Origin of the sequence: Paramagnetospirillum marisnigri (assembly GCF_001650715.1) — a bacterium.
Taxonomy (GTDB): domain Bacteria; phylum Pseudomonadota; class Alphaproteobacteria; order Rhodospirillales; family Magnetospirillaceae; genus Phaeospirillum; species Phaeospirillum marisnigri.
This window is the reverse complement of the sequence record NZ_LWQT01000088.1, coordinates 75,335-102,286: the sequence shown is the minus strand read 5'-3', so window position 1 is coordinate 102,286 and position 26,952 is coordinate 75,335. Positions and strand designations below refer to the sequence as shown.

The following is a 26,952-nucleotide window of genomic DNA, read 5'->3' as shown; positions in this document are numbered from 1 at the left end:
CCCCTCCCGCGCTCCTTATCTCACCTTGAAAACCGGCATCACCGCCGGGCAGGGCAGCCGTTCCTCCAGCCTGCCCGTCGCCAGTTCCGCTTCTACCTTGGCCAGGGCCACGTCCCAGGCGGTCAGCACCCGGTTGATGTCGGCGGCGTCATGGGCGTAGCAGACGTTATGGCTGGCCAGGAACAGCACCCCGGCCCGCAGCATCTCGCGGGCAAACAGGGTCTTGATGGCTTCCTTGCGGGCCTTGGCGTGGTCCTGCACCGCCAGGATCTTCCACGGCGCCCGACCCACCAGCGAAAAGACATCGGAAAGGCCGTGGGCGGCGGTCAGCTTGCCCACCTCGTCGGCCAGGATGGTGCCGGTGCGCCAAAGGCCCTCGATCACCGGCTCGCGCTTCATCTTGTCGATCACCGCGATGGAGGCGGCCAGCGACAGCGCCTCGCCGCCGAAAGTGCCGGAGATGAACACCTCCTCCATCTCGCGCATGATGTCGGCGCGGCCCATCACCGCCGAGATGGGCATGCCGTTGCCCATGGACTTGCCGAACGAGGCCAGGTCGGGCGTCACCCCGAACAGGGTCTGCGCCCCGCCGAGATGGTAGCGGAAGCCGGTGATGACCTCGTCGAAGATCAACAGGGCGCCATGGGCATGGGCCAGTTCCTTCAGCCCCTCCAGGAAGCCGGGCGCCGGGTCGACGGCGTTCATGGGTTCCAGGATCAGGGCGGCCATCTCGCCGGGATGGTCGATGAATAGCTGCCGCGCCGAATCGAGATTGTTGTAGGCGAAGGTGTGGGTGAGGCCCTGCACCGCCTTGGGCACCCCCTTGTTGCGGGTGGTCGAGCCGATATACCAGTCCTGCCAGCCATGATAGCCGCACACCGCCACCCGATCGCGTCCCGTGAAGGCGCGGGCGAGGCGGATGGCGGCGCTGGTGGCGTCGGTGCCGTTCTTGCCGAAACGCACCGATTCGGCGCAGGGGATCAGCTCCACCAGCCGCTCGGCCAGTTGGGTCTCCAACTCGGTGGCGAGGCTGAAGGAGATGCCGTTGGTCAACTGGGCGCGAATGGCGGCATCCACATCGGGGTCCTGATAGCCCAGCACCACCGGCAGCAGGCCGCAGACCATATCCACATAGGAATTGCCGTCCACGTCCCATACCCGGCCGCCCAGGCCGTGGGTGAGGAACATGGGCGAGTCCTCGGGATACTGGATGCGGCTTTTCGAGAAGGTCTGGCTGCCCAGCGGGATCACCGCCTCGGCGCGTTCCAGCAGGGCCTTGCTGGTGGCTGCGCCGTTCCAGGGGGGCAGCGCCTCCTTGGCCAGGGACTTGGCGAAGCCCTCGTTGCGGGTGATGCGGGCGTTGATCCGGCGCAGTTCTGGCTCGGCGTCCAGCACCGCCAGCACGTCGAGATAGGAGCGCCGCTGGCCCAGTTTCGCGGTGACCGCCTCCAGGAAGTCCAGGTCGGCGGGCTCGTCCAGGGTCCAGCGCTCGGCATGCAGGCCGGGCAGCGGGCAGACCAGCGAGGCCTGCGGGAACCGGTGGCGACGGTCGCGGATGAAGACGGTGACATGCTCGCGGTCGGCGGGGCGGGTGGCCTCGCGCGCGGCGGCCTCCAGGGCGTCCATGGTGAAGGCCTCGCAGTCCAGCCCGTCGGGCCAACTGGCGGGGCTGGCATTGGAGGCATAGGCCAGCTTGGAGCGCTTCAACAGCGCCAGCACCTCGCCGCAGACCTGGGAGTCCAGCAGCGGGCAATCGGCGGTCAGCCGCATCACCAGATCGGCGTCCTGGGCGCGGGCCGCGCCGACGAAGCGGTCCAGCACGTCGTCCAGCGCGCCACGATGGCAGGCCACCCCGGCGCCCTTGGCCCAGGCCTCGACGGCATCGTCGTCGGGCTGGTCCGAAGTGGCGACCACCACCGAATCGCTGCCGGGAATGGCGCGGGCGGCATCGACCACCCAGTCGAGCACCGGGCGGCCCCGCAGCGGCAGCAGCACCTTGCCGGGCAGACGGGTGGAAGACAGGCGGGCCTGGATGACGGCGACGGCTTTCATGACGGTAATCCGGCTAGGGTGCGGGCCTTGATGACGCTGTCCAGCACGGCCAGGGCCTCGCGCCCGGAGCAGACCGGCGGGGCGCCCTTGACCGAGGCCAGGAAGGCGGACATTTCGGTGACATAGTCATCGGCATAGCTGCCGAGCAGGGTACGGTCCACCCGGTTCTCGCCCAAGGCATCCACATGGCGGAACTGGCGGCGGTCCAGGTCCACATGGATCTGTCCCCCCGTCCCCACCAGATGGAAGCCGCGCAGGCGCGGCCGGGTGACATAGTCCACATGCACGGTGGAGGTCACGCCGGTCTCGTGGTGCAGGAAGGCGTCGGCCATGTCCTCGGACTCGAGGCCCAGACTGCCGCTTTGCCCGGCGATGCAGGCCAGCGGCCGGAACTGGCCCAGCAGATGGGCGGCCAGGTCGAATTCGTGGATATAGTCGAAAATGGCGCCGCCGGTGCGGGGGTCGTTGGCATAGCCCTGGCGCCAGTCCTGACCGGGCCGCCAGTCGGGCAGATAGAGGGCGGCGAGGAAGCGGCCCCACAGCACCTTGCCAATCACGCCTTCGGCCAGGGCCATGCGGGTCATCTGGACGCAGGGATGGACCCGCAGATTGAGGGCGGCGGCCACCACCAGCCCGGCGGACTCGGCCTTGTCCAGCAGTTCGGGAAGGCGGCCGAGACGATGGCCCAGCGGCTTTTCCACCAAGGCATGGCGCCCGGCCTCGATGGCGGCGGCCAGATCGTCCTCGTGCCGATCCGAGGGGCTGGCGATGACCACCGCCTTGCACTTGGCCAGGGCCTCCTCGCGGTTGTCGGTGACCGCGCCACCCGCCGCCTCCAGCAGGGCACGGCGCTGGGGCGAGGGGTCGAAGCCTATCACCGTCTCGCCCAGATCCATGACGTTGCGGGCATGGCGCAGGCCGATGCTGCCCAGGCCGAGCACGGCGATCATGACAGCACCGCCTTCAGCGCCGCGACCACCCGTTCCACCTCGGCATTTTCCATGCCCACGAACAGCGGCAGAGTCAGGCAGCGGTCGTAATAGGCATCGGCGCCGGGCAGGGCGGTGTCGGAATAAAGGGCGCGGTAATAGGGCTGGCGATGCACCGGCAGATAATGCACCTGGGTGGAAATGCCGCGCTCGGCCAGGGCGCGCATCACCTTGGCCCGATTGGTTCCGGCGGCGGCGAAGTCGATGCGCACCACCTGGATATGCCAGGAGGGGACGCAGTCGGGACGGCGCCCCACCGGCTGGACCAGCGGCGCCAGCGGTGCCAGGGCGGCGCCGTAGGCCTCGACCAGCTCGGTGCGCCGGGTCTTGAAGCGGGCCAGCTTGGCCAGTTGGCTGGTCCCCAGGGCGCAATTGATGTCGGAGGCGCGGTAGTTGAAGCCGGGCCGCGCCATCTCGTAATACCAGGGATTGGGCTGCCCGCCGGCATCGAAGGCCTCGGCGGGCTGCAAGAAATCGGCGGCCTCGCGGGTGATGCCATGGCTGCGATACAGCCGCAGCCGCTCCGCCAGCCGGTCGTCGGCGGTGGTGACGGCACCGCCCTCGCCCATGGCCACGGTCTTGACCGGGTGGAACGAGAACACCGCCATATCCGAGGACGAACAGGCCCCGGTCAACCGTCCGCCCTGGACGCTGCCCAGGGCGTGACAGGCATCCTCCACCACGAACAGGCCGCGGCGGCGGGCCAGTTCGCCCAGTTCCGCCATGCCGACGCATTGGCCATTGAGATGAACGGGAAACACCGCCCGTGGCCGGGCAGTCCCGCAGCGCTTCAGCGCCGCCTCCAGATGCTGGGGCTCCATCAGGCCGGTGGCGGGATCAACATCGGCGAACACCACCTCGGCCCCCACATAGCGCGCCGCGTTGGCGGTGGCCACGAAGGTCACCGAGGGCACGATCACCGCGTCGCCCGGCCCCAACTCCAGGGCCATGGCCGCCAGATGCAGGGCGGCGGTACCCGAGGAACAGGCCACCGCGTGGCGCGCGCCGGTGACGGAGCGCAGCGCGGTCTCGAAGCCGGTGACGGCGGGGCCGCCGGTCAGGGCGTCGGAGCGCAGCACCGCCACCACGGCGGCGATGTCGTCGTCCTCGATGAGTTGGCGTCCATAGGGCAGCGCGCGGGTCATGATCTCCCCCGATTAACACACCGGATCGGACGTGGCACGATCGCCCCAAGCGGAGATCCCTCGGCTCCGCCTCGGGATGACAGCCCGGGATAGGCAGCGCCGCCCCCGGTCATAGCTCCAGCCGAGAGATCATGCCCAGCAGTTCGTGCTCGCTCAGCCACCAGGTATTGGTGTTGCTGGCATAGCGGAACTCCTCGGGCACCGGTTCACCCTCGCTGTCCTGGTCCTTGGACCAGAAGGAGAGCATGGGATGGATGACGTAGCGGTCGGCCAGTTCGCGGGTGGTGCGGGCCTCCTCCTCGTTGACCATGACCTCGTGCAGCTTCTCGCCGGGGCGGATACCCACCACCTTGATGGGAATGTCGGGCGCCATGGTCTTGGCCAGATCGGTCATCTTCATGCTGGGAATCTTGGGGATGAAGATTTCGCCGCCCCGCATCATGCACATGGAGGACAGCACGAAATCGACGCCTTGCTGCAGCGTGATCCAGAACCGGGTCATGCGCTCGTCGGTGATGGGCAGGAACTCGGCGTTCTTGCGGATCAGGTCGCGGAAGAACGGCACCACCGAACCGCGCGATCCCACCACATTGCCATAGCGCACGGCGCCGAAGCGGGTGGCGGACTTGCCCGACAGATTGTTGGCGGCGATGAACACCTTCTCGGCCGCCAGCTTGGAGGCGCCGTAGAGATTGACCGGGCTGACCGCCTTGTCGGTGGACAAGGCCATCACTGTGCCCACCCCATTGTCGATGGCGGCGCGCACCACGTTCTCGGCGCCCCAGACATTGGTGCGCAGGCATTCGGTGGGGTTGTACTCGGCCAGCGACACATGCTTCTGGGCGGCGGCGTGGATGACGATATCGACGCCGCGGAAGGCCATCTGCAACCGCTCCAGGTCGCGGACATCGCCCAGGAAATAGCGGATGGCGGGGTAGCGGGTGTCGTTAAATTCGTGCTGCATGTCGAAATGCTTTTGCTCGTCGCGGGAAAACACGATGAGCCGCTTGACGCAATCCAGCCCCAGCACGGTGCGGATGAACTGCTTGCCGAACGATCCGGTGCCGCCGGTCACCAGGATGGACTTGCCCGCCAGCTTGTCGCGGATGTCTTCACGCCGAAAGGTATTGAGAAGGGTCACGATCAGGGCTTCCTTGGCAAGAAATCGCACCCATCAGGGTGGCGTCAAATGGTTAAGATAATGCTTCCGGCGACCCATTGCGGGTCAGCCAAACGTCACCTGGGCCCAGTCATGGGCGGCGGCGCCCTCGGCATCCAGATCGGCCTCGGGCCTTGGCCGGGCGGCATGGCCCAGCATGGCGCCCCACACCGCCCTGGGATGGTAGTGCCGCAAGGCCCAGGCATGGCCCTCGGCGGCGATGCGGGCCGCCAGATCGGGGTGGCGTTCCATCAGCTTGGCCAGATGGACGATGTCGTCGAGGCTGCCCCAGGGCAGGTAATGGCGCCAGGGCGCGAGATAGGCCGCCGTGCCGGGATTGTCCTGCTCCACCAGCACCGAGCCCACCGCCAGGGTCTCCCACACCCGGCCGGTGACCAGATGGTCCTTGGGGGTGTGCAGCGAGATGTTGAGCACGCCGCGCGCCTCTCCCAGCACCCGGGCATAGGATGCCATGTCGGGCGCCAGATGGCGGCGGGCCTCGCCATAGATGGCGCGAAAGCGGATATCCTCGGTCATCAGCACCGACAGCAGGGCATGGCGGGCGAGGAAATTGACGCTGCCGATGAACACCAGCCCATCGCCTTGGGGCGAAGGCTGAAGGAACGGGCCGTGCTGCACCGGCACCACCAGCGGCAGGGTCTTGGCCCCCGTCTCCTCGGCATGGATGGGCGACAGGATGTCGGCCACCAGCGTGTCGCAGGCGGGCAGCCAGGCACGCACCAGCGGCATGGCATAGGGATGGGAATCGCGCATCAGGCACAGGACGCGGAACCCCAGGCGCCGCTTCAGGTCGAAGATCATGGCGGGATTGATGCCGCGCATGATCAGGGGCGAAACACAGTCCACCACCAGCACGTCGGGGCGAAGCCGCGCCATCTCGGCCTCGAACGCCCGGATGCGCCGTTCCACCTCGGCATCGGAACCCCGGAACTCCCGCGGCAGGGTCAGGGCGGAATCGGCATAAAGGTGAATGTCCACCCCGGCCAGCCGGGCCGTCTCGCCATAGTGGACGGCGAAGTCGTTGACCAGGGCGCGATCGCCGAAGGTCAGGAACACCACCCGCTTGCCCAGCGCATCCGGACCGAAATCGGGCAGCGCCACCCGGGGCAGCTCCGATTCCGGCAGGCGGAAGGCGGCGTCGATCCGGTCCAGCAGTCGCGCCTCGGCCCCATCGTCATACGAGGCGACGGCGCCGTGAAACTTGCCCAGCATGCGTTCCTGGTCCTCGCCGCCCGCTTGCCACAGCGGCTCGAACAGGGCGCAGGCCTGGGCCGGACGCCCCAGCAGCATGGCCATTTCACCCATATCCATGATCTGGGCGGCACCGATGGACCAGCGCCCGGTCCAGGCGGTCAGGAAGGCCTCGGCGCGCGCCGTCATATCGTGGGCGAGCAGGGCCTTGACGAAGCCCTTGTGAAGGCCACCCCAGCCGCCATCCTCCAGCAGCAGGCCTTCCAATTCGTCGATCACAGCGGCACGGCTATCGGCCAACTCCGCCAGCAGCAACAGCAGCGCCTCGGAGCGGATGGCGGCCAAGCCCACCAGCCCGTCCAGGGCGAGGCGGGCCTCGTCCGGCCGCCGCACCCGGATCAGGCAGCGGCCAAGCCGCAGGCGAAAGCTGGGCTGCAACGGCTCCAGCGAGATCATCATCTCACAGGCGGCCAGTTCCAGATCATAGAAGCCGCAATTGGACAGAGTCTCGGCGATGGGATGCCACAGCCCGCCCAGCGGCAGATGGCCGTGATCGCGCCACTGCCCCACCCGGCGCAGCAGCCCGTCCTGGAGCAGGTCCGGCACCTCGTCCAGAATCCAGCCGGTGGCCACCGCCGCCATGGTCTGCATCTCGGCCGGGGTCATGGCGGCGGCCTGCGGAAATAGAGGACGCCATCGGCGGCATCGGACTGGCGGAAACCGCAAGCGGTGAAGATGGACTGGCTGGCGGCGTTGGATTCGCGGATTTCGGCGACCATGGCGCCCGGCCCCCGCAGCCGTTCGATCCGTCCCACCGCGAAGGCCAGCAGAACCCGGCCCAGGCCGCGACCGCGCGCTTCCGGCGCCACCGAGATGGACACCCGCCATTCCCGTTCGCCCATGGTGTCGAAGCGGACCATGCCCACCTTGCCCTCGCCCCGCTCGCCCACCAGGATCAGGCGCTGGGGATCGGCCAGGACACCGGCCAGCCAGGCGAAATGGCCATCGCGCGCCACCTGCCCGGTTTCCAGGGAATTCTCGCGGGTCAGCGGATCGTTGCGCCAGGCCAGCAGGTCCTCGCCATCGGCCAGGGTGGCGGGGCGCAGCTCCACCGCCATCAGATCGGCCAGCCGGGCGGCGCCGTTGCCATCGCACAGGGCGCAGGCCTTGCGCGCCATCCGCCGCCGGGCCTCGTCGTCGCGGGCAAGATCGGCCAGGGCTTCGGCAATGGCGTCGGCGTCCAGGGCCACCAGCCGCGCCGCTCCCGCCCGCTCCAGCCCCGCCGCCACCTGGCGTTGATTATCGGCGATCACCACCGTGACGGTGGGCAGGGCCATGCGGGCGCGTTCCAGCGCCGAGGTTCCCGCCGCTCCCACCGCCAGACCGCAAGCCGCCATCACCCCGGCCATGTCGGCCACATCGGTCAACACCCGGGCGGGGGGCACAAGCCGGGCGGCGCGGTCCTTGACGCTGTCGAGATGCGGCGCCGCCCCACCCAGCACCACATCCACCGGCAGGCCCAGCCCGGCCTTGGCCAAGGCGTCCAGCGCCAGACCGGTGGCGTCGGCGGGGTCGGTGCCGCCCAGGGAGACCAGGATACGCCCCAACTCGCGGCCGGGATCAGCGCCGGTGAAGCCCGGCCGCAGCAAAGCGAAGCGCGGACCGGCCAGCGCCAGGGTGGCGCTGCCCACCCGCCCGTCATAGTCGGAGGCCTGCCGCCCTACCGTTTGGTCCAGCAGCAGGTCGCATTCATGGGGGCGGTCGGCGAGATCGTCGATCACCAGGATGCGCCCGGCCCAGGCGGCCAGCGCCCGTTCATAGGCGGCGTCGAGTCCGTAATGGTCCACCACCAGCCAATGGGGCGCGGGCATCTCCAGCAGGGCGGCGGGGTCGGTCTCGCGGCCTGGGGGAAGCTCGATCACCTCTCCCGGCCAGTTCTCCAGGGCACGGGCGGCGGCACGGGTCCCGGCGGCGCAGGCGAGGCGGCACGACCAGCCGCGCCCGGCCAGTTCCCCGGCCAGGGTCAGGCAACGCATGGCATGGCCGATCCCCAGGGCAGGGGAAGCGTCGGCGCGGAAAAGAACGGTTCTCGGCTCGCTCGGCATGACCCGATCATCGCCGCAAAGCCTGATGCGATCAACGCCGCGATATCGTAAGCTTGCCCCATGGACAGCATCATGATCGACGGCCGCGCCATCGGACCTGGCCACCCCCCCTATGTGGTCGCCGAGATGTCGGGCAACCACAACGGCGACCTTTCCCGCGCCTTCGCGCTGCTGGAAGCGGCCAAGGCCGCCGGGGCCGATGCGGTCAAGCTGCAGACCTACACCGCCGACACCATCACTATCGACCATGACGGGCCGGGCTTCGTCATCGAAGGTGGATTGTGGGCGGGGCGCAAGCTGCACGAATTATACGCCGAAGCCCACACCCCGTGGGACTGGCACAAGCCGCTGTTCGAGCGTGCCCGCGCCCTCGGCCTCGGCGTATTCTCGTCGCCCTTCGACGCGACGGCGGTGGATCTGCTGGAAAGCCTGGACGCCCCCGCCTACAAGGTGGCCTCGTTCGAACTGGTGGACCTGCCGCTGATCCGCCGCATCGCCGCCACCGGCAAGCCCATGATCATGTCCACCGGGCTGGCCCATCTGGGCGAGATCCAGGACGCGGTCGCCTGCGCCCGCGATGCCGGATGCCGGGAAATGATCCTGCTGCATTGCGTCTCGGGCTATCCCACCGCCCCCGAGGACGCCAATCTGCGCACCATCCCCCATCTGGCCGAGGCCTTCGGGGTACAGGCGGGACTGTCGGACCACACCATGGGCACCGCCGTCTCGGTGGCCGCCGTGGCCCTGGGCGCCACCTTCATCGAGAAGCACTTCACCCTGGCCCGCGCCGATGGCGGCCCCGATGCCGCCTTCTCGCTGGAACCAAGCGAACTGGCCGAACTGGTCAGCGGCGCCCGCACCGCCTGGGCCGCCCTAGGCCGGGTGTCCTACGACCTGAAGCCATCGGAAAGCGGCAATCTCCAGTTCCGCCGCTCGCTCTACGTGGTGGCCGACATGGCGGCGGGCGAGGCGTTCACCGCCGCCAATCTCCGCTCAATCCGCCCCGGCTTCGGGCTGGCCCCCAAATACCTGCCAGAGATCATCGGACGGCGGGCCTCGCGGGCGCTGGGACGCGGCACGCCCCTAGGCTGGGACATGATCGAGTCCTGACGCCCTCCTCCCCACCTCCCCCCGGCTCTGCCAGGGGAGATTCCTTATCTTTCCCCCTCCCCCGGCTCTGCCGGGGGAGGGTTGGGGAGGGGGCTTTGGTTCAGCACCGCCGACCAGAACCGACGGCAATCATAGTGCCGGTCCAGCCAGGACCGCGCCTCGGCGGCCATGCGCCGCGCCACATCCGGATTGCGTTCGACGAAGCGGCAAAGCTGGACGATGTCGTCCACATTGGTCCAGGGCAGGTAATGCCGCCAGGGAGTGAACAGCGCCGCCGTCGCCGCATTGTCCTGCTCGATCAGCACCGCGCCGCAGGCCATGGCCTCGAACACCCGGCCGGTGATCAGGAATTCGGTGCGGGAATGGGCGGCGACATTGAGCACGGCGCGGGCCCGGCGCAGCAGCCCGGCATAGGCGTCCAGATCGGGCACCTGGGCGGCGCGGACCTCGCCGGTAATGGCGGTGAAGGGAATGTCTTCGGTCAGCAGCACCGACAGCAGCATGTTGCGCACGCCATAGGTATTACTGCCCAGGAACAGCAGCCCCAGGTCACGTTCGCCCTCCCCCCTTTCCAGATGCTGGGCTGGCAATACCGCCACCACGATCCTGGCATGCAGATGGGAGTGTTCCGGCCGCAGCACCGCCGAGCCGGGATCGAAGATCACCATTGTGTCGGCCACGGCGCCCCAGGCTTCCAGGAAGGCCAAGGTCGGCTCCATGGCGTCACGCATCATGCAGACCAGACGGAAGCCCAGCCGGTCGGCCAGGTCCCGCATGCGGGCGGGGGCGAGGCCGCGTAAGGTCGGCATATAGGCGCAATCCAGCGCCACCACCTCGGGCCGTCGCCGCTCCACCTCGGCCTCGAACGCCTCCACCCGTCGCCGCACCGTATCGTCGTCGCAGCGGGTCTCGGCGGGATAGACGATGGCGGAATCGAGATAGAGATCCAGGGCCACTCCGGCCGCATCGGCCGAACGGCGGACATGTTCCGCCAGATCATTGGGGAAGGTCAGGCGGTCGAAACCGACGAACAGCACCCTTTGGCTCGGCAGCGGCGCCTGGGGCAGGTTGAGCCGGGCCAGATCGGCGTCCGGCAAAGCGAAGGCGGCGTCTATGCGTGCCCGGATGGCCTGCTCCATCTCGGGAGTATAGGGCGGCACCGTGCCATCGAAGCGCCCGGCCACCGCCCGGATGTCGGGATCATCCTTGGCCCACAGGCGTTTGAACTGGGACCGCGCCAGGGCGGCGTCACCCGCATGCATGGCCAGCCAGCCCAATTCCAGCAGCAGGCCGCCCTGGTCGGCGGGATGGGCTGTGACCCAGTCGGCCAGAAAGGCGCGGGCGGCGTCAGTCCGGCCCCGAGCCACCAGGGCGCGGATCAGCCGGTGATGGGTACCCTGCCAGGCCGGAGCTGCCGCCAGGATGGGAAGAAGTTCGGCGATGCAGGCCTCCACCTCGTCGGTCGGGGTCGCGGCCAGGTCCAGCCGCAGCAGCAGCGCCGACGGCCGGGCGGGATGGCCGGGGGGAATATCGGCCAGGAGAGCGCGGGCCTCGGCATCCTCGCCACGCAACTGATGGATTTCGGCCAGCCGCACCCGTATGGACGGCTCGGAGGGAAGCAGCCCGGACAGGGCACGCCAACAGGCCAACTCGGCGTCGCGGCAGCCTTGCTCCCGCAGCAGGGCGGCGACGGTGCTCCACAGGTCGGGAATGGGCCGCGTGCCATCGGCCTGCCAGGTGTCCAGCAGGTCGAACAGGGCGGCTTGCAGGGGTTCGGGGGCCTGGTCCTCGATCCAACCGGCGATCACGGCGGCGTGAAGAGTGCGCTCGGCGTCAAGGGAACCGGCCAAGGCGCGTCCTTCCATCACGACGGGTTGATCAATCCTCGCGGTGGGTCCGTTCCAACCGTTCGTGGCGCTCCTGCGCCTCGATGGACAAGGTGGCGATGGGCCGGGCCTCCAGCCGACGGATGCTGATGGGCTCGCCTGTTTCCTCGCAATAGCCGTAGCTGCCGTCGTCGATGCGCTGCATGGCGGCGTCGATCTTGGAAATCAGTTTGCGTTCGCGGTCGCGGGTGCGCAGTTCCAACGCCCGGTCGGCCTCGGCCGAGGCGCGGTCGGCGATATCGGGTTCCTGCATCCCGCCTTCCTGGAGGTGCTGCAAGGTCTCGTCGGATTCCCGCAGCAGCTCGGCCCGCCAGCGCAACAGCTTCTGGCGGAAATACTCCTTCATGTTTTCGTTCATGAAGATTTCGTCGTCGGCAGGACGATAATCCGGCGGCAGCGTGACGGTCATCCACATCCCTCGATGTCACGGTCGGGCTTGTGGCAAAAATCCAAGATCCGCCTTGCTGGGCAAATCATATATTTTTACCACAATTCAATCAGTTGGGGGCCGTTTCACCAGACGCTTGGGGAACCAAGCCTCTGGATCGGACCACCCGGTCGCGACGCAATATATGGATAGGGCAGCACCCCCGCAAGCGCAATCGCGCCGGATCACTTACGCCACCATCTTCGGGAATAAAAAGCTAAGCCCGCGACAGCTTGGCCAATTCCACCTCGACCCGCAGCTCAATCTCGTCGAGCAGGGCGGCCAGGCGGGGGTCGCCGCAATTCTCGCGCCGGGCGCGGACGCTTTGCGCCAATACGGTCATCTTGTCCTTGGGGATTTCGCCCATCAACAGCCCGTGACGCAATTCCTCGAGCCCGTCCAGCAGTTGCTCGCCCCGCTTCACCAGACGACGGCGGGCCTCGCGCTCGGTGGCGTCGTCCATCTGCTGCACCATCAACAGGGCATCGACCCGGGTGACGCCGATGGGTGCCTCGACGGCATGCGCCTCCTCCATCGAGTCCATGGACTCGATGAGCGCCTGGCGAAACTCGCCCTTGCCCTGGGTCTTTTCGGTCTTACGGGGGCCTGTGGCGCCCCCCTTGGGACCGACTCCGGAAATCTTCATGGGTCCACGATACCCTAAATCACCGCCCGGAACCTAGTCCCGCGCGCCGGAGGCTATTTCGCCAGAGCCGGGCCTTCCGGTCAACTGGGCAGGAATTGCCGGGGGCAAGGGGACGGAACTGCCCCCGGGGGGCGAACTTTACCGGCCACGGAGCCGAAAACCCTTGGAAATCCGCCAATTGCCGCCTGGCATGACTTTCGCAACGAGTTTGGCGCACGACCATGACCCGCTTGACCAGGGTGAAAGTACCATGAGCCGCATCGACGTCACCAAAGCCACCTTCGCCGCCCCCGTTCGCGCCTTCCTGCTGGCCGCATCGCTGGTGGCCGCCACGCTGGGCCTGATGCCGTCCGACGCCTTCGGCGCCTCGCGCATCAAGGACATCGCCGATTTCGAGGGCGTGCGCGACAACATGCTGGTGGGATATGGCCTGGTGGTCGGCCTGAACGGAACCGGCGACTCGCTGACCAACGCCCCCTTCACCAAGGAAAGCCTGGTCGGCATGCTGGAACGGCTCGGCGTCAACATCCGCGATTCCAGCGGCGCCATCACCTCGGTCAGCCCCAAGAACGTTGCCGCCGTCATGGTCACCGCCGTACTGCCGCCCTTCTCGCGCCAGGGATCGCGCATCGACGCGCAGATTTCCGCCATGGGCGACGCCAAGGACCTGCGCGGCGGAACGCTTCTGGTGACTCCGCTGATCGGCGCCGATGGCGAAGTCTATGCCGTGGGCCAGGGCCAGGTCGCCACCGGCGGCTTCTCCGCCTCGGGCGCTTCGGGCACTTCGGTGGTCAAGGGCGTCCCCACCGCCGGGCGCATCGCCAACGGGGCCATCGTCGAGCGTGAGCTGCCCTTCGAGATGGCTCACCTTGAAGCGGTGAAGATCAGCTTGCGCAATCCCGATTTCACCACCTCGCGGCGCATCGCCCAGGCGGTCAATTCCTATCTGGGCGGCGACATGGCCCGTCCGGTCGATCCCGGCACCGTCCAGATCGTGGTCCCCCCCAATTACCGCGGCAACGTGGTTGGCCTGCTGACCGATGTCGAACAGCTTCGGGTCGAGCCCGACCAGGTGGCCCGCGTCATCATCGACGAAGTGTCCGGCACCATCGTCATGGGCGAGAATGTGCGCATCAGCACCGTGGCCATCGCCCAGGGCCAGTTGACCATCCGCATCACCGAGACGCCGCAGGTATCGCAGCCCTCGCCCTTCTCCGACGCGGGCACCACCACCACCGTGCAGCGCACCGACATCCAGGTGGACGAAGGCGCGGGCAACAAGCTGGCCGTGGTCCCCCACAAGGTGACGCTGCAGGAACTGGTGGAAGGCCTGAACAGCCTTGGCATCGGCCCGCGCGACCTGATCACCATCTTGCAGGCCATCAAGGCCGCCGGCGCCCTGCAGGCCGAGCTGGAGGTGATGTGACATGACCGCCATCGCCGCCGCCGCCGCCAACGCCTACGACGCCTACCAGGCCGCTCCCAAGGCACCCAACATGGCCCAGACCGCCAGCAAGAGCACCGCCGCCAAGGTCGGCCGCCAGTTCGAGACCCAGTTCGTGTCGCAGATGTTTCAGCACATGTTCGCGGGCATCAAGACCGACGGCCTGTTCGGCGGCGGCTCGGGCGAGGAGATGTTCCGGTCCCTGCTGATCGACGAATACGCTAAAATGGTCGCCAATCGCGGCGGTTCGAACGGAAATGGCAGCGGCTTCGGGATCGGCTCCGCCGTCCAGAAGATGCTGCTGAAGCACCAGGAGGTGCAGTGACATGACCCACGACGATCACGACGATCACGTCCCCGACTCCTCGCCCATCATCGCCTTCGACGACCTGATGTTCGCCTGCACCAATCTGTGCGAACTGCTGGAGATCGAGAACGACGCCCTGGTGAGCCATGACGCGGAAACGGTCAAGATCCTGACCGAGAACAAGGTGGCCCTGGCCCGTCTGTACGAACAGGCCATGGAGCCCCTGGTCAAGAGCCCGGAACTGGCCGAGACCCTGGAACCGGAACAGCGCGAGCAGTTGATGGAGATCGGCCTGAAGCTGAAGGAACTGACCCGGATCAATGCCCTGCGCCTGGAGGCGGAAATGGAGTCCTATCAGCGGGTGATGGACATCCTGGCCGACCGCGCCAAGCAACGGACGGTCAGTGCCACCACCTATGGCCGGGCGGGAACCTTCGACGACGGCGGCGCCACCAGCGCCTCGCTCGCCTTCAACAAGTCGCTCTGACGCCAGAATGGCGGGGAGAACATCATGAGCATCACCCTGGGCCTGTCCACAGCACTTTCGGGACTTCTGACCAACCAGAAGGGCCTGGACGTCATTTCCCAGAACATCGTCAACGTCAACACCAAGGGCTATGTCCGCAAGGTGATGACCCCGGAATCGGTCACCGTCGGCGGCGTCGGCGCGGGCGTGCAGACCGGCGAGATCACCCGGACCGTCGACGAAGGCCTGCTGAAGGATATCCGCCGCCAGACCTCGACCCAAGGGCTGCTGGACAGCCTGCACGACTATTATCCCCGCATCGAGGACATGTTCGGCCAGGTGGCCAACAACGATTCCATCGCCCATCAGCTGATGACCATGAAGAATTCCTTCGAAACCCTGGCCGACCGTGTCAGCGTTTCGTCGTTGCAGACTTCGGCGGTGACCAGCGCCATGGACACCGCCCAGAAGCTGAACCAGACCACCGAGCAGATTCAGAATCTGCGCCTGGAAGCCGATCGCGCCATCCAGGACACCGTCAGCCAGGTCAATCAGCAGATCGAGAACATTTTCGACCTTAACCAGAAGATCGTGCGCGGATCAGCCATCGGCGCCGATGTCGGCGACCTGCGCGACAAGCGCGACCTGTCCCTGACCGAAGTCTCGAAATATATGGACATCCAGTATTTCGAGCGCGGCGACGGCTCGATCGGCGTCTATACCAAGACCGGCAAGACCCTGGTGGACAAGGGTCCCGCCACCATGACCCATGTGGCCACCACCGTCACCGCCGCCTGGATGACCCGGGCGGGCGGCAATTTCAACGCCATCACCCTGTCCACCTCGGCCGAACCCAACACCGATATCTCGGGCGACCTCCAGGACGGCAAGATCCGCGCCCTGCTCGACCTGCGCGACAAGGTCCTGCCCAATCTGCAGTCGCAGATGGACGAGTTGGCGGCCAAGATCAAGACCAACGTCAACCAAGTCCATAATCGGGGCACCAGCTTTCCCACCACCCGCTCCGAGATGACCGGCACCCGCCATTTCATCGACCCTAACAACCCCACGGTCAACGGCGGCCTGATCCCGGCATCCATCGATGCGAATCCGCAGAAGATGTGGCTGAGCAGCGGCGACACCACCATCGCCCTGTTCGACAGCAATGGCGACGAGATCGCCAGCACGACGCTCAAGACCATCATGAGCAGCACCGCCTATAATGACGCCGCCGGAGCCGCCACCTCCATCGACATCTCGTCCTCTGCCGCCACGCCCGGCGTGCAGTTGACCGATGTCGCCGCCAAGATTCAGAATTGGATGCGGGCCCAGTCCTATCAGAACAACCAGCTCAGTTCGGCCACCGCCAGCGTCGCCAACGGCGTGTTCGAGCTGAATACCGCCAATACCGCGGTGACCCTGTCCTTCCGCGACCAGGTGTCCACCACCAAGGGCGCGACCGCGGGCGACGCCACCATCAAGTTCGACGTGGACGGCGACGGCAATGCCGACCAGACGGTGGAGGGCTTTTCCAATTTCTTCGGCCTGAACGACTTCTTCACCATGGAATCGCCCAATTCCATCAGCGAATCCATCATCCTGCCCAGCAAGTTCACCCTGAATAACACCCGAACCTTCCGGCTTTACGACCCGTCGGGCCAGATCGGCAATTCCATCACCGTTCCGGCGGGATCGAATCTGGAAACCATCGCCGCCACCATCAATGCCAAGAGCCAGACCAGCGAGTCCAACATCCTCAACAGCGCGGCGCTGACCCTGACCGGCAATGCCACCTTCACGGTGGCCGATTCCAACGGCAACATCACCGGCTTCCCCATCACCTTGACCGCCGCGACCATCGACAACATCAACGACATCGCCGCCGCCATCAACAATGTGGGCGGCTCGATCCTGGCCAAGGTGGTGCAGAACGCACCCAACAGCTTTCAGCTGCGGGTCTGGGACAGCCGGGGCGTGGAGCTGACGGTTTCCGCCAGTGGCGGCACCGTGGGCACCGCCAGCCTGGACAATTATCTCGGGATGCGTTCGGCCAATCTGATCGAGGCCACGGTCATTCCCGATGGATCTGGCAAGCGCCTGCGCATCCGTCAGAACAGCGACAAGGAACTGTTCATCGGCGCCGACCCCGATACCCAGACCCCGCCCGGCAGCATCCTCACCGATCTGGGGATGCATGCGGCGGCCACCCGTTCCGCCTCCAGCCTGACCATCCGCGACGATATCCAGGGCTCGCCGTCCCTGATGGCGCGCGGCTCCGTCCGCTATAACGCCGATCTCGACAAGTACTACCTGTCCGAGGGTGACAACACCACGGCCACCGCCATCGCCCAGACCATGGGAAACAAGAACGCCATGGCCACGGCAGGTGAAATCTACGCGGGCAATTACAGCTTCGATGAATACGCTTCTGCAACCATTTCCGTGGTAGCCTCCAATTCGGCTCATACCGAGGACCGGCGAACCTACCAGACCACCCTGGGCCAGGCCCTGGAGCATCAGTACAGTTCGCTGAGCGGCGTGAACCTGGATGAGGAAGTTGCTAACATGATCACCTTCCAGCAGGCCTATTCCGCCTCGGCGAAGGTCATCTCGACGTTGCAGGATATGCTCGACACACTGGTCAACATCGTTCGTTAGGGAGGCCGATCATGACGAGAATCGGCACGCTTGGGGCCAATACCGCCTATGTGAACCGCATCTTGGACATTCAGGTCCAGATGCAGAAGGATCAGTATCAGTTCACCGAGAAGATCAAGAGCCAGTACTATTCCGGCATCGCGACCGAAACCAACTCGCTGCTCAACTTCGAGAACGAGAAGGCAACGGTGGATCAGTTCCTGACCAGCAACACTTCGGCCAAGACCAAGCTGGACACCATCGACATCTCGTTGACCGGCATCGAGAAGTCCCTGAAAAACTTTCGCGACCAATTCAGCAACTTCTATTCCGGCAACACCACCGACCAGAAGCGGGTCGAACAGATCCAGGAATTCGCCTTCCAGACCATGCAGGCGATCCAGACCTATCTGGGCGAAAGCAACAACGGCGAATATCTGTTCGCCGGTGGCCGCGTCACCACCGATCCGGTGCAGTTGGGCGCCACCACGCTGACCCAGTTCCAGACCACCTACGACGGCAGCACCCGAACCTGGCCGACCACGCGCGCGGCCCAGTTGCTCGACAGCTTCGTCGGACGCGCCGACACCACCAAGCTGTATTTCAACGCCACCAGCGGCACCATCCAGGCCGCCGACGCCGACAGCCTGGCCCCCCTGGCCAGCACGGCATCCATCTCCATCACCAACAGCGTCTCCAACAACCAGACCTTCCAGATCCGCAGCCACGCGGCCATGAATGTGGGTGGTTCCGCCATGGCGGAAACCAATGGCGCGGGCTCGGGTTCGCCCACCATCAGCTATGGCGCCACGCCGACCCAGATCCTTCCCGCCGCCACCGGCGACCTGAACTTCGCCTTCGCCGCCAATGGCAACCTGAAGATCACGCCGACCACCGCCAACTCGCTGTCGGCATTGTCGGCGGGAAGCACCTTCACCATCAACGGCTCGACCGGCAACGCCTGGGACGGCGCCTTCAAGGTGGTCAGCAACACCAACGGTGTGGTCGAGATCGCAACCGACACCACCAAGGCCAAATCCGAAAGCATCCTGCAGACCGGCGCCACCGCACCGCTCAGCCTGTCGCGCAACTATGGCGCCGCCACCTCGCTGACCACCGGCACGGTTACCTTCACCGCCACCCCCCAGGCGACGCCGCCCGCCCTGACCGGTTCGACCCTGGTCACCGTCACCTCGGCGGGTAATGATCTTGGCGCCTATAGCGCGGGCGACACCATCTCCATCGGAGGGTCTTCCTATCACAACGGGACCTTCACCGTGGCCTCGGCCAGCGCCACCACGGTCAGCTTCTATGTCAATACCGACGCGCTGCGGGTCAGCCAGTTCATCCCCCAGAGCGGCCGCAATGACGTCACCATTGATTTCGACGTGGGTCCGGGCGAGACCAACGACCAGTTGATCGCTGGCGGCGGCACCAGCGGCAATACCGGCTACGGGACCCTGACCTTCAGCCCCACCGGCACCACCGGCGAGCGCATCACCGCCTCGGGCGGCGCCACCTCGTTCCTGGACGGTTCGGGCAATCCCTATCCGGCGGTGGGCCAGGTCATCCACCTGTCCAGTTCCACCGGCGTCAATGACGGGACCTACAAGATAACCGCCAACAACGGCAATTACATCGAGGTCGAAAGCACCCTGCTGACCACCGAATCGGTCAGCACCGCCGATATCGAGGCGTCGTCCTGGTACAAGGGCGACACCATGCAGATCCAGCATCGCGTCGACAACGACCGTCAGGTGGACATGGGTGTCTACGCCTCGGACCCGGCCTTCGAGAAGGCCTTCCGGGCGCTGGGCCTGATCGCCCAGGGCAAGTTCGGCACCGCGGGCGGCCTGGACCAGAATCAGGGCCGCATCTCCCAGGCTCGCTACCTGATCACCGATTCGCTCGAATCCCCGGCGGCGGGAACGCCCCCCTTTGGCGCCGAACTGCGCGGCGACATCTCCATGGTGCAGCAGCGCGTGGGCTTCGTCGCTTACGAAATCAACACCAAGACCCAAAGCCTGAAAAGCTTCAAGGGCTTCCTCGACACCCGCATCGCGCAGATCGAGGTGGTGGATGACGCCTCGGCGGCGGCGGCCCTGCTTGCGGATACCAACGCGCTGCAGGCCAGCTATCAGTCCCTGGCGAAGATCCAGTCCCTGAGCCTCCTGAACTATCTGAGCTAGGATTGACCGCGTGATCGATATCGAGTCTGAACTGCGCCAGGGCATCGAACGGCAACAGGCCGGGGACATGGCCCAGGCGGTGGGACATTACAAGGCCGTCCTGTCCGCCGAGCCCAACAACGTGGACGCGCTCAACCTCATGAGCGTGGTGGCCTCCAGCCTGGGCGACTTCAACACCGCCGCCTCGCTGGCCTATACCGCTATCGCCGAACAGGGCGACTGGTTCCTGTCCCACCTTAATTTCGGCAACGCCCTGATGGGGCTCGGCCGTCCGGCCGAGGCAGTGGATGCCTACCAGAAGGCGGTGACCCTCAATCCGCAATCGCCCGAAGCCTATGTCAACCTGTCCGATGCCCTGGTCCAGTCCAACCGTCCGGCCGAAGCCGCCGACATGGCGGTCCAGGCCATCATCATCAAACCGGAAATGGCCGATGCCCACGTCAATTTCGGCAATGCCCTCTTGGCGCTCGACAGCCCCGGCGAGGCGGTGGAGGCCTATATCAGGGCTTCCATGATTGACCCCGAGAATGCCCTGGCCTGGATGAATCTGGGCAATGCCTATATCAAGCTGGGGGTGATCGACCCGGCGGTCGATGCCTATCGGCGCGCCATCGCCCTGTCCGACGGCCCCATCAAGCGCCTCAATCTGGGCAGCGCCCTTTACGGCGCCGGACGTCTGGCCGAAGCCGCCCAGGCCTATCGCGACTGCCTGGCGCTCGACCCGAAATTCCTCGACGCCCATATCAATCTCGGCGCCGTCCTGCGCGACATGGGGGCGCTGGACGAGGCCGAGGCGACGGTGCGCGCCGCCCTGGCCCTGGCCCCCGACGAGCCCGAACTGCATTGGAACCTGGCGCTGGTGCTGTTGACCAAGGGCGACTACTCCCAGGGCTGGCAGGAATACGAATGGCGCTGGCAGACGCCGCATTTCGCCCGCTTCGTGCGCGAGTTCCACCAGCCGGAATGGCAGGGCGAGCCCCTGGAGGGCCGTTCCATCCTGATCCATGCCGAACAGGGATACGGCGACGCGCTGGAAATGGCCCGCTACATCCCCCTGCTGTTCGACAAGGGGGCGGCGGTCACTCTGGAATGCCGCCAGGGACTGGGACGCCTGTTCTCCACCTTGCATCCCGACCTGACGGTGATCGAGGTGGGCGACGGCCCACTTCCCCGTTGCGACTTTCACCTGCCCATGATGTCGCTGCCGCTGGCTTTCGGCACCACCTTGGAAACCATCCCGGCCAAGGTGCCCTATCTGTCGGTGCCCAAGGGCGCCGCCTCCTTCGCCGATCTGGCCGATCGTCCAGGCCCCCGGATCGGCGCGGTGTGGAGTGGCAGCGCCGGGCGCCGCGACAACCAGCCCCGCAGCTTCCGCCCCCACGACCTGATGGATCTGGTGGACGCCCCCATCTATTCCCTGCAGAAGGGTGATGTCGCCGCCACCGCGTCGGACCTGTTCGACCACGGCCTGATGGTCGATCTCGGCCCCCGGCTGGAGGATTTCGCCGACACCGCCGCCGCTATCGCCGCCATGGACCTGATCATCACCGCCGATACCGCGGTGGCGCATCTGGCGGGCGCCCTCGGCAAGCCGGTGTGGATTTTACTGCCCTATCCCAGCTCGGCTTTCCTGTGGATGAGCCAGCGCACCGATACGCCGTGGTATCCAACGGCACGGCTGTTCCGCCAGACCAGCCCAGGAGACTGGAGCGGCGTCATCGCCGAGGTGCATCAGGCCTTGGCGCCTGGGCTCTTGGCGTAGCTTTCCAGCACCTGCGCCTCGTGCTTCAGGAGCTTGCGAGCCAGCTTCAGCGCCTTGTAGTACTCGCTGGAGGCCACGGCGGCCCGCAATTCCTCTCCGATGGGCGCGGCGCTGAGGCACGAGGCCACATAGTCGTTGAGGCAGCGTTCGAACAGCCCCAGATACTTGGCGCGGCTGCCGGGGAAGATATAGGCGTTCTGCACGAAGAAATAGACTCGCCCGGCCGGCGTGATGTTGTCGCCGTCGGCGATGATGTCCTTTTCCCGCAGGATGTTGGAATCGTTCAGCACGCGCAGCTTGGTGGAATGCCCGGCATTCTCCACCACGGCGCCGTTCACGATCACCTTTTCGCCGGGCTTCAGATCGATCAGCAAAGGCACGTCAATTCTCCCTAGAGCCGGATGCTTTGAGGTTGCTATCTCCTCAAAGCTGAATCCGTCTCTACTTAATAGGTTAGAGGGCGATTCAGACTTCAGAACGTCGCTTGAACGCGCCGATCTGAAGTCATCGCGCTCTAGGCGTCGGCCCACGCATTGGTTTTATCGGGCGCGAGGCGCCCTGGCAACTACCAGCCGCCGCGCTTGACCCAGTCCTCGACCATGGCCATGCGATCGGCGCCCCAGAAACCCTCGCCATCCACCAGGAAATAGGGCGAGCCGAACACCCCGGCGGCGATGGCGGTCTCGGTCTCGGCGCGCAACCGCTGCTTCCAGGTCTCGTCCTGGATCGCCAATGCCAGCACATCGGCATCGACACCGATCTCTCGGCCGATCTCGGCGGCGACGCCCGGATCGGAAATATCGCGTCCATCGGCGAAATAGGCGTGGTAGACCGCCTTGGCATAGGCCTTGGCCTGGACCGGATCGCCATCGGCCAGCCACCAGAAGGCCCGCGACGGCGCCAGGGTCGGGATGGGGAAACGGTCGGGCAAGCGATAGGGCACCTGCAACAGGCGGCCCATCCGCTCCCAGTCGTGGCGGGAATAGGCGCCCTTCAGCGGTTGGTCCACCAGCGGCTTGTTGCCCGAGGCCTTGAAGGCCGAGCCCACCATGATGGCCTTCCACTCCACCGCGCGCCCCGTGCGCCGTTCCAACTCGTCGGCCTGCACCGCCGCGAAATAGCCATAGGGCGACGAGAAATCAAAATAGAAGGCGATGGTGGAACCCATGACGTCCTCCCTACCAGGGCAGCCTGCGGCCATCGTAATGGATCAGCGCTCCGCTGTCGGCAGGTTTCAGCCCATCCAGCACCGCCTTCATCCCGGCGATGGCCTCGGCCGGGGACAGCGGCGCCGAGGGGCCGCCCATATCGGTCTTCACCCAGCCCGGAGACAGCGCCACCGTGGTGACGCCCCGGTCCTTGAGGTCGATGGCGAGGCCCTTGATCACCATGTTGAGGGCCGCCTTGGCGGCGCGATAGGCGTAGGAGCCGCCCGAGCTGTTCTCGGCCACCGACCCCATCAGCGACGAGACGGCGGCGAAAATCTTGCGTCCGTCCAGATTGTCCACCAGCGCCTCGGCCAGCTTCAGCGGCGCCAGGGCGTTGATGCGCACCACCTCCAGGAATCTCTCGGGATCGACCGAGCCGAACTCCTGATGTTCGCCATAGATGCCGGCATTGTGCAGCACCACGTCCAGCTTCACCCCGGCCAGGGCGGAGACCAGTCTGCGGACGGAAGCGGCATCGCCCACGTCGCAGACATAGATTTCCGCCCCCGCTTCGGACGGCGCGCGTCCCTTGGCGGGATCGCGCACCGTGGCCAGCACCCGCCAGCCATCGGCGGCATATTGGCGGACGAATTCCAGGCCCAGCCCCCGACTGGCCCCCAGGATCAGGATGGTCGGCATGACAGGGCCTCCTTCGGGCTTACTGCTTCAGGGCGGTGACTTCGATTTCCACCTTCATGCGGGGATCGACCAGGCCGCAGACGATGGTGGTGTTGGCGGGGCGGATGCCCTTGAAGGCCTTGCCCAGCACCGGCGCGATGGTCTCGAAGAACGAGGCCTCGGTGATATAGGCCTTGACCCGGACCACGTCGGCCAGGGACGAGCCCGCCTGTTCCAGCGCCGCCGCGATGGTGGCGATGCACTGCTCGGCCTGGGCGAGAACGTCGTCGGCGATCTGGCCGTCCTTGAAGCCCGAGGTGCCGGAGACGAAGACCCAGGGGTCCTGCTGCACGGCACGGGAATAACCGGCCACTTCTTCGAACGACGAACCGGAGGAGATCAGGCGACGAGTCATGAAGGCGATCCTTATCAACCAGGAATGAGGAGCCTTGAGTCATAGCCGATTCCCGGCGCCTCGCAAAGGCTGGGCGAAAAAAAGGCCCGCCCGGAGTTCCCGGAGCGGGCCTGAAAGTTCAGCGCGGGCGGGGCGTCACCCCGCATGGACCGCAAGCGGTCAGTTGGCCTGGCGACGCAGGAAGGCCGGAATGTCCAGATCCTCGCCCGAGCGCGGCGCCTCGCGACGGGTCTCCATGCGAGGGGCCGGAGCCGGAGCCGCTTCCTGGGCCCGGGCCATGGCCGGAGCGGGCGACACCGCCTGACGGCCGCGATTGACCAGACGGTCGATCAGGCTGCCCACCCGGCGGGTTTCCGGCTGGGGATGCGGCGCCATGGGCGGGGTCACGTCATGGTGATGACCGGTATCGGTGATATCCGAGAGGACCTTGTGCATGTCGCCCATGTCCGGCTCGCGCTCGGAGGCATAGGCCGCCGGGCGGCCCAGGCTGGGCTCGGGGCGCATCTCGGGGTCGAGACGCAGATGCGAATCCGGCCGAAGCTGCGGCTCGGGGCGCATCTGGGGCTCGGGGCGGGGAGCCGGTTCGGGAACCCGGATGTCCAGTTCCGGCTCGCGCTGGGCCCGCAACGCCGCCGCGCTGGCCGCCGCGCTGGCGGTGGCGGTGGTGGCGGTGTGGCCGTGGCTGGGCTGGTGGGAATGGACCTGGGCGGCGGCGACCGCCGCCGCGACCTGGGGCTGGACCTGGGGCTGGGCCGAGGCGACGGCGGGCGGAGCCACGCTGGCGGCGGCCTGGGGCCGGAACTGGGGCTGAACCTGGGCAGCCGCCGGCATGGGCGGACGGGCCAGGGGCGCGGCGGCCTGGGGCTGCCCCACCAGCGAGATCACCGTGGGCTTGGGCTGGGTCGCGGCTTCGCAGGCGATGCCGGTGGCCACCACCGACACCCTCATCTTGCCGGTCAGCTTCTCGTCGAAGATGGCGCCGAAGATGATGTTGGCCTCGGGGTCGACCTCGTCGCGGATACGGTTGGCGGCCTCGTCCACCTCGAACAGGGTCATGTCCTGGCCGCCGGTGATGTTGATCAGAACGCCCTTGGCCCCCTTCATGGAGGTGTCGTCCAGCAGCGGATTGGAGATGGCGGCCTCGGCGGCGTCGATGGCGCGCTTGTCACCCTCGGCCTCGCCGGTGCCCATCATGGCCTTGCCCATCTCGCTCATGACGGTGCGGATATCGGCGAAGTCCAGATTGATCAGGCCGGGCATCATCATCAGGTCGGTGACGCCGCGCACGCCGGAATACAGCACATCGTCGGCCATCTTGAAGGCATCGGCGAAGGTGGTTCGCTCGGTGGCGACCCGGAACAGATTCTGATTGGGAATGATGATCAGGGTGTCGACGAACTGCTGCAGTTCCTCGATGGCGCCCTCGGCGGTGCGCATGCGGTGCGCGCCTTCGAAATGGAAGGGCTTGGTCACCACGCCCACGGTCAGGATGCCCTGCTCGCGCGCGGCGCGGGCGATCACCGGCGCGGCGCCGGACCCGGTACCGCCGCCCATGCCGGCGGTGATGAACACCATATTGGCGCCGTTGATCTGGCCCAGGATCTCTTCCAGGCTTTCCTCGGCCGCCGCCCGGCCCACATCGGGACGCGATCCGGCGCCCAGGCCCTGGGTGACCTGATTGCCCAGCTGGATGCGCCGCTCGGTGCGGCTTTGCCCCAGCGACTGGGCGTCGGTGTTGGCGACGATGAATTCGACGCCTTCAAGCCGGGACAGGATCATGTTGTTGACGGCGTTGCCACCGGCGCCACCGACGCCGATCACCGTGATACGTGGCTTGAGCTCTTGATGAGCCCCGGGAAGAAAAGTCAGCATTGTCATAGTCCTCCGCGCTGTTTCGGCCGTTTCGTTGTCGGCCATCCGTTGATCTCAAAAATTCCGTTTCAACCAGGACCCCAAGCGGCCCAGGCCCGAGCCCGAGCCATCCCCCGCCCCGGCGGCACGCTTGCCCCGCGCGGGCGCGGGGGCGTGGGCCAGGGCGTAGCGAATCAATCCGCCGCAGGTGGAAAAGGCCGGGCCGTTGGTGGCTTCCGGCAGTCCCTGCAGCCCCACCGGCCGACCGAGGCGTACCTGCTTGTCGAGCACCAGCCCCGCCAGTTCGCGCACGCCCTGCATCTGGCTGGCGCCGCCGGTCAACACCACCCGGCGCCCGGCCATCTTGTCGAAGCCGCCCTGTTCCAGATGGTTGCGCACCAGTTCGAACGTCTCTTCCAGCCGGGGCTGGATGATCTGGATCAGCATGCTGCGCGGCACCTGGTTGCTGGCGCCGTCCTCATCCTCGCCCACCAGCGGCACCTTAAGGATCTCGCGGTCGTCGCTGGGGCTGGGAATGGCGCTGCCATACAGGGTCTTCATGCGCTCGGCATGAACCAGCGGCGTCGACAGGCCACGGGCGATGTCGCTGGTGACATGGGCACCGCCCACGGGAATGACGTCGGTATGGACCAGTTGGCCGCCCAGGAACACGGCGATGGAGGTAGTGCCGCCGCCCATGTCGATGCAGGTGACGCCCAGTTCCTTCTCGTCATCCACCAGGCAGGCCAGACCCGAGGCATAGGGGCTGACCACCCGGGCTTCCAGGTCGAGATGGCAGCGGTTGACCACGGTGGCGAGATTGCGCACCGGGCCGCTGCCCGCCGAGATGATATGGATGGCGACGCCCAGGCGGTCGCCGAACATGCCGCGCGGGTCCTTGATGCCCTCGTTGCCGTCGATGGTGTAGTCCACCGGAATGGCGTGGATCAGCTCCCGATCGGGGCTCTCATGATGGGCGCGGCCGTGTTCCAGCATGCGGCGGATATCGGCCTCGTTGACGGCGTGGCCGTTCATGGCCACCTCGACCTTGACATTGGCCGAGCCGGGATGGCCGCCCGAGATGTTGACCGCCACCATGCGGATGCGCTCGCCCGCCATTTCCTCGGCGGCATCCACCGAGGCGCGGATCGAGGTTTCCAACTCCTCCATGTCCACCACGGCGCCGTTGCGCATGCCGCGCGCCAGTTGGTGGCCGATGCCGAGAATGCGCGGCGCCCCGTCGTCCTGGACCCGGGCGATGAAGCAGCAGACCTTGGTGGTTCCCACGTCGAGGGCGGCGATCAGACCGTTGCGCTGGGCCATG

General features: G+C 66.6%; 22 protein-coding genes. 7 read left to right on the top strand and 15 right to left on the bottom strand.

Features of this window, described 5'->3' with window-relative positions; all coding sequences use genetic code 11:
• Positions 1–15: 15 nt before the first annotated feature.
• The 6 genes from A6A04_RS16500 to pseG form a co-directional block, all read right to left on the bottom strand.
• A complete protein-coding gene (locus A6A04_RS16500; RefSeq protein ID WP_068494835.1) occupies positions 16–2,052 on the bottom strand; it encodes an aminotransferase class III-fold pyridoxal phosphate-dependent enzyme in 2,037 nt (678 codons plus the stop codon).
• Positions 2,049–3,002: a Gfo/Idh/MocA family protein gene (locus tag A6A04_RS16495; protein ID WP_068494833.1), complete on the bottom strand. Its 954-nt coding sequence runs from the start codon at positions 3,000–3,002 to the stop codon at positions 2,049–2,051. Before A6A04_RS16495 ends, A6A04_RS16500 begins: the two co-directional genes overlap by 4 nt.
• Positions 2,999–4,186 carry a UDP-4-amino-4,6-dideoxy-N-acetyl-beta-L-altrosamine transaminase gene (gene pseC, locus A6A04_RS16490; RefSeq protein WP_068494831.1) on the bottom strand — a complete coding sequence of 396 codons (1,188 nt, stop codon included), beginning with the start codon at positions 4,184–4,186 and terminating at the stop codon, positions 2,999–3,001. The genes A6A04_RS16495 and pseC overlap by 4 nt, the downstream gene beginning before the upstream one ends.
• Before the next feature lie 109 nt (positions 4,187–4,295).
• Positions 4,296–5,327, bottom strand: a complete 1,032-nt coding sequence (gene pseB, locus A6A04_RS16485; RefSeq protein ID WP_245651255.1) for a UDP-N-acetylglucosamine 4,6-dehydratase (inverting) — start codon at positions 5,325–5,327, stop codon at positions 4,296–4,298.
• A gap of 84 nt (positions 5,328–5,411) precedes the next feature.
• Positions 5,412–7,223: a glycosyltransferase family protein gene (locus A6A04_RS16480; protein WP_068494829.1), complete on the bottom strand. Its 1,812-nt coding sequence runs from the start codon at positions 7,221–7,223 to the stop codon at positions 5,412–5,414.
• A complete protein-coding gene (gene pseG, locus A6A04_RS16475) occupies positions 7,220–8,662 on the bottom strand; it encodes a UDP-2,4-diacetamido-2,4,6-trideoxy-beta-L-altropyranose hydrolase (RefSeq protein ID WP_068494827.1) in 1,443 nt (480 codons plus the stop codon). The genes A6A04_RS16480 and pseG overlap by 4 nt, the downstream gene beginning before the upstream one ends.
• A 72-nt stretch (positions 8,663–8,734) precedes the next feature.
• On the opposite strand from pseG, the gene pseI reads away from it, so the two are divergent.
• Positions 8,735–9,772 carry a pseudaminic acid synthase gene (gene pseI, locus A6A04_RS16470; protein WP_245651254.1) on the top strand — a complete coding sequence of 346 codons (1,038 nt, stop codon included), beginning with the start codon at positions 8,735–8,737 and terminating at the stop codon, positions 9,770–9,772.
• A 44-nt stretch (positions 9,773–9,816) separates the two neighbouring features.
• Here the strand turns inward: pseI and A6A04_RS16465 are convergent, their stop codons facing one another.
• From A6A04_RS16465 to A6A04_RS16455, 3 genes are all read right to left on the bottom strand, one after another.
• Positions 9,817–11,622: a glycosyltransferase gene (locus tag A6A04_RS16465; RefSeq protein WP_172822796.1), complete on the bottom strand. Its 1,806-nt coding sequence runs from the start codon at positions 11,620–11,622 to the stop codon at positions 9,817–9,819.
• A gap of 28 nt (positions 11,623–11,650) precedes the next feature.
• Positions 11,651–12,067 (bottom strand): RNA polymerase-binding protein DksA, encoded by a 417-nt coding sequence (gene dksA, locus A6A04_RS16460; protein ID WP_068495079.1) that lies wholly within the window; start codon positions 12,065–12,067, stop codon positions 11,651–11,653.
• Positions 12,068–12,302: 235 nt separating this feature from the next.
• Positions 12,303–12,731 (bottom strand): flagellar assembly protein FliX, encoded by a 429-nt coding sequence (locus A6A04_RS16455; protein ID WP_068494821.1) that lies wholly within the window; start codon positions 12,729–12,731, stop codon positions 12,303–12,305.
• A 250-nt stretch (positions 12,732–12,981) separates the two neighbouring features.
• Here A6A04_RS16455 and A6A04_RS16450 point away from each other — a divergent pair, with 250 nt between their 5' ends.
• From A6A04_RS16450 to A6A04_RS16425, 6 genes are read left to right on the top strand one after another with little or no spacing between them, the layout of a single operon-like run.
• The gene (locus A6A04_RS16450) at positions 12,982–14,157 is read left to right on the top strand and encodes a flagellar basal body P-ring protein FlgI (protein WP_068494819.1); all 1,176 of its coding nucleotides are present in this window, start codon (positions 12,982–12,984) and stop codon (positions 14,155–14,157) included.
• Between the two features lies 1 nt (position 14,158).
• A complete protein-coding gene (locus A6A04_RS16445; protein WP_068494817.1) occupies positions 14,159–14,500 on the top strand; it encodes a rod-binding protein in 342 nt (113 codons plus the stop codon).
• Position 14,501: 1 nt separating this feature from the next.
• Positions 14,502–14,969, top strand: coding sequence for a hypothetical protein (locus A6A04_RS16440; protein ID WP_068494815.1), 468 nt, complete (start codon positions 14,502–14,504; stop codon positions 14,967–14,969).
• A gap of 24 nt (positions 14,970–14,993) precedes the next feature.
• The gene (gene flgK / locus A6A04_RS16435; protein WP_068494813.1) at positions 14,994–17,606 is read left to right on the top strand and encodes a flagellar hook-associated protein FlgK; all 2,613 of its coding nucleotides are present in this window, start codon (positions 14,994–14,996) and stop codon (positions 17,604–17,606) included.
• An 11-nt stretch (positions 17,607–17,617) separates the two neighbouring features.
• Positions 17,618–19,774, top strand: coding sequence for a flagellin (locus A6A04_RS23475; RefSeq protein ID WP_068494811.1), 2,157 nt, complete (start codon positions 17,618–17,620; stop codon positions 19,772–19,774).
• 10 nt (positions 19,775–19,784) lie between these two features.
• Entirely contained in the window at positions 19,785–21,536 is a 1,752-nt protein-coding gene (locus tag A6A04_RS16425) for a tetratricopeptide repeat protein (RefSeq protein WP_068494809.1), read from the top strand.
• Here A6A04_RS16425 and A6A04_RS16420 read toward each other — a convergent pair.
• From A6A04_RS16420 to ftsA, 6 genes are all read right to left on the bottom strand, one after another.
• Positions 21,506–21,916, bottom strand: coding sequence for a flagellar biosynthesis repressor FlbT (locus A6A04_RS16420; protein WP_068494807.1), 411 nt, complete (start codon positions 21,914–21,916; stop codon positions 21,506–21,508). The two genes, A6A04_RS16425 and A6A04_RS16420, sit on opposite strands and share 31 nt — an antisense overlap.
• A 185-nt stretch (positions 21,917–22,101) precedes the next feature.
• A complete protein-coding gene (locus A6A04_RS16415) occupies positions 22,102–22,704 on the bottom strand; it encodes a 2-hydroxychromene-2-carboxylate isomerase (protein WP_068494805.1) in 603 nt (200 codons plus the stop codon).
• Positions 22,705–22,714: 10 nt separating this feature from the next.
• On the bottom strand, positions 22,715–23,383 hold the full coding sequence (locus A6A04_RS16410; RefSeq protein WP_068494803.1) for an SDR family oxidoreductase: 669 nt from the start codon (positions 23,381–23,383) through the stop codon (positions 22,715–22,717).
• Positions 23,384–23,402: 19 nt separating this feature from the next.
• Positions 23,403–23,777, bottom strand: coding sequence for a RidA family protein (locus A6A04_RS16405; protein WP_068494801.1), 375 nt, complete (start codon positions 23,775–23,777; stop codon positions 23,403–23,405).
• Positions 23,778–23,936: 159 nt separating this feature from the next.
• On the bottom strand, positions 23,937–25,649 hold the full coding sequence (gene ftsZ, locus A6A04_RS16400; protein ID WP_082914991.1) for a cell division protein FtsZ: 1,713 nt from the start codon (positions 25,647–25,649) through the stop codon (positions 23,937–23,939).
• Between the two features lie 54 nt (positions 25,650–25,703).
• Complete coding sequence (ftsA, locus tag A6A04_RS16395; RefSeq protein WP_068494797.1) at positions 25,704–26,951, bottom strand: cell division protein FtsA; 1,248 nt, start codon at positions 26,949–26,951, stop codon at positions 25,704–25,706.
• Position 26,952: the final 1 nt, after the last annotated feature.